We start from the raw sequence: 4,276 nt of genomic DNA, 5'->3' as shown, positions 1-4,276 counted from the left end.
CCTGCCATTGCAAGGTTTTTCATGAAATGGATGCCATTGTTATATTGCGCCGCTGCATCAGCACCACCTTGGTGGAATAAAAATGCAGTAAGAATACTAAAGATTCCAAGTCCAAAAGCCGCAAAGCGTGCTTGGAAACCAAATAACAAGGCTAAACCACCACCAAACTCAACCAAGATCACTAAAGGAAGAATTCCTGCTGGAACCCCCATTGCTTCCATATATCCAGCAGTTGCTGCATAACCGGTAATTTTCCCCCAACCTGCAACAAGGAAGATATAGGCGATAAGAAGACGCGCAATAAGGCTAATGAAACTATCTGCACCTGACTGCGTTACGATATTTTTGACCACTACATTTGGATTAAACATATTGCCACCTTTATTTAAATGCTTATTTATTGATGAGCTCATTCTAGGTTTGGGACATTGATAATTAAATACTCAAAATCCATATATATCGTTGCATAAACGAGATGATCAATTTGTATTTTTTTGATGCTTTATACTGACTTTCTATAGGCTCACTGCTAGGATTTGAGCACGGTTTACCACTTGCTCTTATCATGGAACTTATTGATTTTATTCTACACGTTGATCAACATCTCGCCGAATTTATTATAAATTACGGAACGTGGATTTATGGCATTCTATTTTTAATTATTTTTGTTGAAACCGGTTTAGTGGTTATGCCGTTCTTACCGGGAGATAGTTTACTATTTGCAGCTGGTGCTTTAGCAGCATCTACAGGCGCGATGGATCCATGGGTACTGGGCACTCTACTCTTCATTGCTGCCGTTTTAGGTGACACGGTAAACTATCATATTGGACGTTTTATCGGTCCACGTGTGTTTGAAATGAATTCCCGATTCATTAATAAACAGCACTTAGTTAAAACTCAAGAATTCTTTGCTCGCCATGGCGGCAAGACGATTATTTTTGCTCGCTTCGTTCCATTTGCCCGCACCTTTGCGCCTTTTGTTGCTGGGGCTGGTAGCATGAACTATAAGTTTTTCCTAACTTATAACTTGATTGGAGCATTGTGTTGGGTCGCGTCTTTTGTCACTTTAGGCTATTTATTTGGAAATATGCCAATCGTTAAAGATAACTTTACCCATCTTATTTTCGGCATCATTATTATTAGTGTTTTACCAGGCATCATCGGATTTATACGTGAAAAACTCAAAAACCGAAAAGCCAATGTTCGAGACTAATTAGAAGAAACGGAATACCACCGGAAGCATACATAAAATGAGCAACATGGCCGATCCTTTATATAAATGATCGGCTTTTATTTTCTTGATTGGACCGGCTAACAACGCTCGTCCAAAAAGCATCCAGAAACTTGCTGCCGGAATCAGGATTAATGTAAAAACACCAAATACAATAAGAAAATTTTCAGGCGAATTCCATGCTTCAGCAGGAAAGATACCCGCTGCAAACAACAAAGCTTTAGGATTCTTTAAGGTTGATAAGAATAATTGACGTGGTCGAATATTGCGATGACTTTGACTGAACTGTTGTAAATGGGTGTTCTTCCATAAGTGAAAAGCAAGCCAGAATACATAAAGTACACTCGTAATATGCAAAATGAGCAGTAGTGCTGGCCAAATTGGAGCAGCTAAATGAATAAATACAGCCCAAAAGCTAATACCGTAGGCATAGCCTAACCATTCCATTGGGATAAGCCAGAATGCTTTAGATAAACCTTGAGAATGAGCAGCGGTTGCAAGTAAAGCATTTGTCGGCCCCGGAATGAGCAAAACAGCCAACATTGCCAATACAAAAAACCAACTCTCAATCATAAAATTTCCACAACATCCAAGATGGGGCCACCTTAAACGAAATAGGCAAAATATAGCAAGTTTGTGAGGGCTTTTGATTATAGAAAATACAGAATTTATTAAGCTTTAAAATTTAAAACGCATTGATTTATATTAATTTTATTATGAAACATTTTGCTAAACTTTATTCACCACAATATGCCTTAATTAGCATATTGTGATGCAAAATCGACTATTAATTCGTCTTTTTTCGAACAATACTCGGGCAATTTTTAAACTGAGCAGCCTGAACTATTGCTTCTTGCTGACCTAAAACACGTGAAAGTTCGGTATTTTTCGTTGAAGAAGATTGTCCCATATTTACAGAGATAGATGGACCGAATCCCCAACCGCCTCGTCCCCAACCACCGCCGAGCCCAAGTCCAACACCCATACCGGTACTTTTCGGAGTTTGTACGCCATTATCGATATATTGTTGGATACGGTTATATTCACTTTGTAGCTGCTGACAGCCCAAAGATTGATATTGAGTCGGAGACACGTAAGTCGGTTTTACCGTCGTAGCACAAGCGCCGAGTAATAAAGTGGCTGCCACCAAAGGCGCAATATATAAGCCTTTCATCATTTTTCTCTTATCATTTTGGCTCAATTTCACCAAACAATGTCTCATAAGCTTGAGTCAATTTATGTTCTGGTGCCAAATGAGCCAAAGGTAAATTTTTCTGATGCGATTCTTTCATTAAAACCGAAGGCGGTAACATACTATTAAGTACAGGCAACCCTTCATCTTTCAACTGCTGAACCACTTCCCGAGGTAATTTTGCTTGAGCTTGAAATTGGTTGACGACAATTCCTTCAATTTCCAAGCGATCATTATGATCATCTTGCGTTTCGAGAACATTTTCAATCAATGTTTGTAACGCACGCTTTGAAAAGACATCACAATCGAAGGGAATTAAGACTTTATCTGCTGCTATGAGTGCCGATAAAGTAAAAAAGTTAAATGCAGGTGGTGTATCTATATAGATACGATCATATCGTCCAATTAAGTTTTGAATTGAATCACGTAATTTATAAATTTTATGTTTACTTTCAAGTGCATGTTCAAGAGCACCAAGTGTTGGGCTAGCAGGAAGCACGTCTAATTTTGCAAAGGGAGTTGAGTGTACAAAGCTATCAATATCTTTATTTCGTGGGGCTTTTAAAATCGAACCTAATGCATTACCGATTAAACCCTTTTGTTGATTGTTTCCCAACACATCATCAAAGAAATTTTCAATATTTGGTTCTAAAATTGATTTTTCAGCAGAATAGGTTGCGTCATCCCCTAAAAGGTACTGACTAGAGTTGGCTTGAGGATCAAGATCAATGACCAATGTCCTTAAGCCATGTTTGGCACTAATTGCAGCCAAATTTACAGTAATACTTGATTTCCCTACACCGCCTTTTTGGTTAAACACCACACGAGTTAACATGTTTCCCTCTGCATATTTTTTTACTGTACGCAGTTTAACCTAGAGCTTAAGCAAAAAGGCAAAGAATGTAGAACAATTAAGCAAAAACAGGTTTCACAATTACTAAAATAATAATAGCAATAAATGCGATCGTACTAATGATTAAACCCGCCCTACGTTGCGCCAATAAAAGAGTGTCATCTTTTTTAAAGGCTTTCATCAGCGAAGATAACAAGACTAAAAATAGAATAATTTTAGCGTAAAACCACGGCTGTACCTGAAAGTCTTTCATGACCAATAAAATTGCGCCCGTAATAAAAACCACGGTAAATGATAGATGCTGTAAGGCAACTAATATTTTGCGTCCCGCTGGATTTGGTTGCTCCCCTTGCACGCCTACAAACAGAGTTGAAGCGCGTAAGACAAAAACCATAAGTGCGGCAGCCACCGCAGTCATATGAATAATTTTAGTGAGTAAATGTGCATCCATGAAAGTAGCCCTTAGCTTTTAGGTGCATGTGCACATTCTGGGCTAGCAGGTGCTTGACCTTGCCACTCACTTGGTAAATAGGCATGAATTGCTAAAGCGTGAATTTGACCTGGATTCATTAAGTCTGAAGCTAAGGCATAAACTTTTTGATGACGTTGAACTAAACGTAATCCATTAAATTCTTCACTCACTACAATCACTTTAAAATGTGACTCTTTACCTGGGAAATAACCACCATGTCCAGCCGACTCATTAATAACTTCCAAATGGCTAGGTGCAAGGGTTTGTAACCGTTCAATCAATTGTTGTTCAAGGCTCATAGCTTTTCCTTTACGATTATTCGTATATTTGAACCTAGTATACCCTGTCTACACACAAACAAAAGTTGCTCTTGTATGCTTTGACTCCAAACAAAATGTCTATTTATTCGGCAACTTAACGATAAAAATACATCTAATTGCTCATTTCTGTTTTTATTTTATGCAATCAGCATATTTATTTGCATAAAGTTGTTGACCCATGTTTCGCTTAATGTATTATAAGCGGCAC

Annotated in this window: 7 protein-coding genes; 1 reads left to right on the top strand and 6 read right to left on the bottom strand. The window is 38.2% G+C overall.

Translation table 11 applies throughout. The features are described 5' to 3' along the window. The coding region (locus tag UC75_RS16765) for a DoxX family protein (RefSeq protein ID WP_049838260.1) at positions 1-371 on the bottom strand (371 nt) is incomplete at its 3' end. A gap of 194 nt (positions 372-565) precedes the next feature. Here UC75_RS16765 and UC75_RS16760 point away from each other — a divergent pair. Further along, complete coding sequence (locus tag UC75_RS16760) at positions 566-1,213, top strand: DedA family protein (protein WP_004795326.1); 648 nt, start codon at positions 566-568, stop codon at positions 1,211-1,213. Here the strand turns inward: UC75_RS16760 and UC75_RS16755 are convergent, their stop codons facing one another. From UC75_RS16755 to UC75_RS16735, 5 genes are all read right to left on the bottom strand, one after another. Beyond that, complete coding sequence (locus tag UC75_RS16755; RefSeq protein ID WP_004795327.1) at positions 1,214-1,804, bottom strand: LysE family translocator; 591 nt, start codon at positions 1,802-1,804, stop codon at positions 1,214-1,216. 214 nt (positions 1,805-2,018) lie between these two features. Continuing rightward, the gene (locus tag UC75_RS16750; RefSeq protein WP_049838237.1) at positions 2,019-2,405 is read right to left on the bottom strand and encodes a hypothetical protein; all 387 of its coding nucleotides are present in this window, start codon (positions 2,403-2,405) and stop codon (positions 2,019-2,021) included. 13 nt (positions 2,406-2,418) lie between these two features. After that, complete coding sequence (locus tag UC75_RS16745) at positions 2,419-3,258, bottom strand: ParA family protein (RefSeq protein ID WP_049838236.1); 840 nt, start codon at positions 3,256-3,258, stop codon at positions 2,419-2,421. A gap of 76 nt (positions 3,259-3,334) precedes the next feature. After that, positions 3,335-3,727 (bottom strand): SirB2 family protein, encoded by a 393-nt coding sequence (locus UC75_RS16740; protein WP_049838235.1) that lies wholly within the window; start codon positions 3,725-3,727, stop codon positions 3,335-3,337. A gap of 11 nt (positions 3,728-3,738) precedes the next feature. Then, the gene (locus UC75_RS16735; protein WP_000051228.1) at positions 3,739-4,047 is read right to left on the bottom strand and encodes a BolA family protein; all 309 of its coding nucleotides are present in this window, start codon (positions 4,045-4,047) and stop codon (positions 3,739-3,741) included. Positions 4,048-4,276: the final 229 nt, after the last annotated feature.

The sequence above is a fragment of the Acinetobacter sp. V2 genome (assembly GCF_001188385.1).
Taxonomy (GTDB): Bacteria; Pseudomonadota; Gammaproteobacteria; order Pseudomonadales; family Moraxellaceae; genus Acinetobacter; species Acinetobacter oleivorans.
This window is presented reverse-complemented; position numbering and strand designations above follow the sequence as displayed.

Coding starts and splice junctions, on each gene's coding strand:
- UC75_RS16760 (WP_004795326.1), top strand. CDS start 566: ATGGAACTTATTGATTTTATTCTACACGTTGATCAACATCTCGCCGAA.
- UC75_RS16740 (WP_049838235.1), bottom strand. CDS start 3,727: ATGGATGCACATTTACTCACTAAAATTATTCATATGACTGCGGTGGCT.
- UC75_RS16745 (WP_049838236.1), bottom strand. CDS start 3,258: ATGTTAACTCGTGTGGTGTTTAACCAAAAAGGCGGTGTAGGGAAATCA.
- UC75_RS16735 (WP_000051228.1), bottom strand. CDS start 4,047: ATGAGCCTTGAACAACAATTGATTGAACGGTTACAAACCCTTGCACCT.
- UC75_RS16755 (WP_004795327.1), bottom strand. CDS start 1,804: ATGATTGAGAGTTGGTTTTTTGTATTGGCAATGTTGGCTGTTTTGCTC.
- UC75_RS16750 (WP_049838237.1), bottom strand. CDS start 2,405: ATGAAAGGCTTATATATTGCGCCTTTGGTGGCAGCCACTTTATTACTC.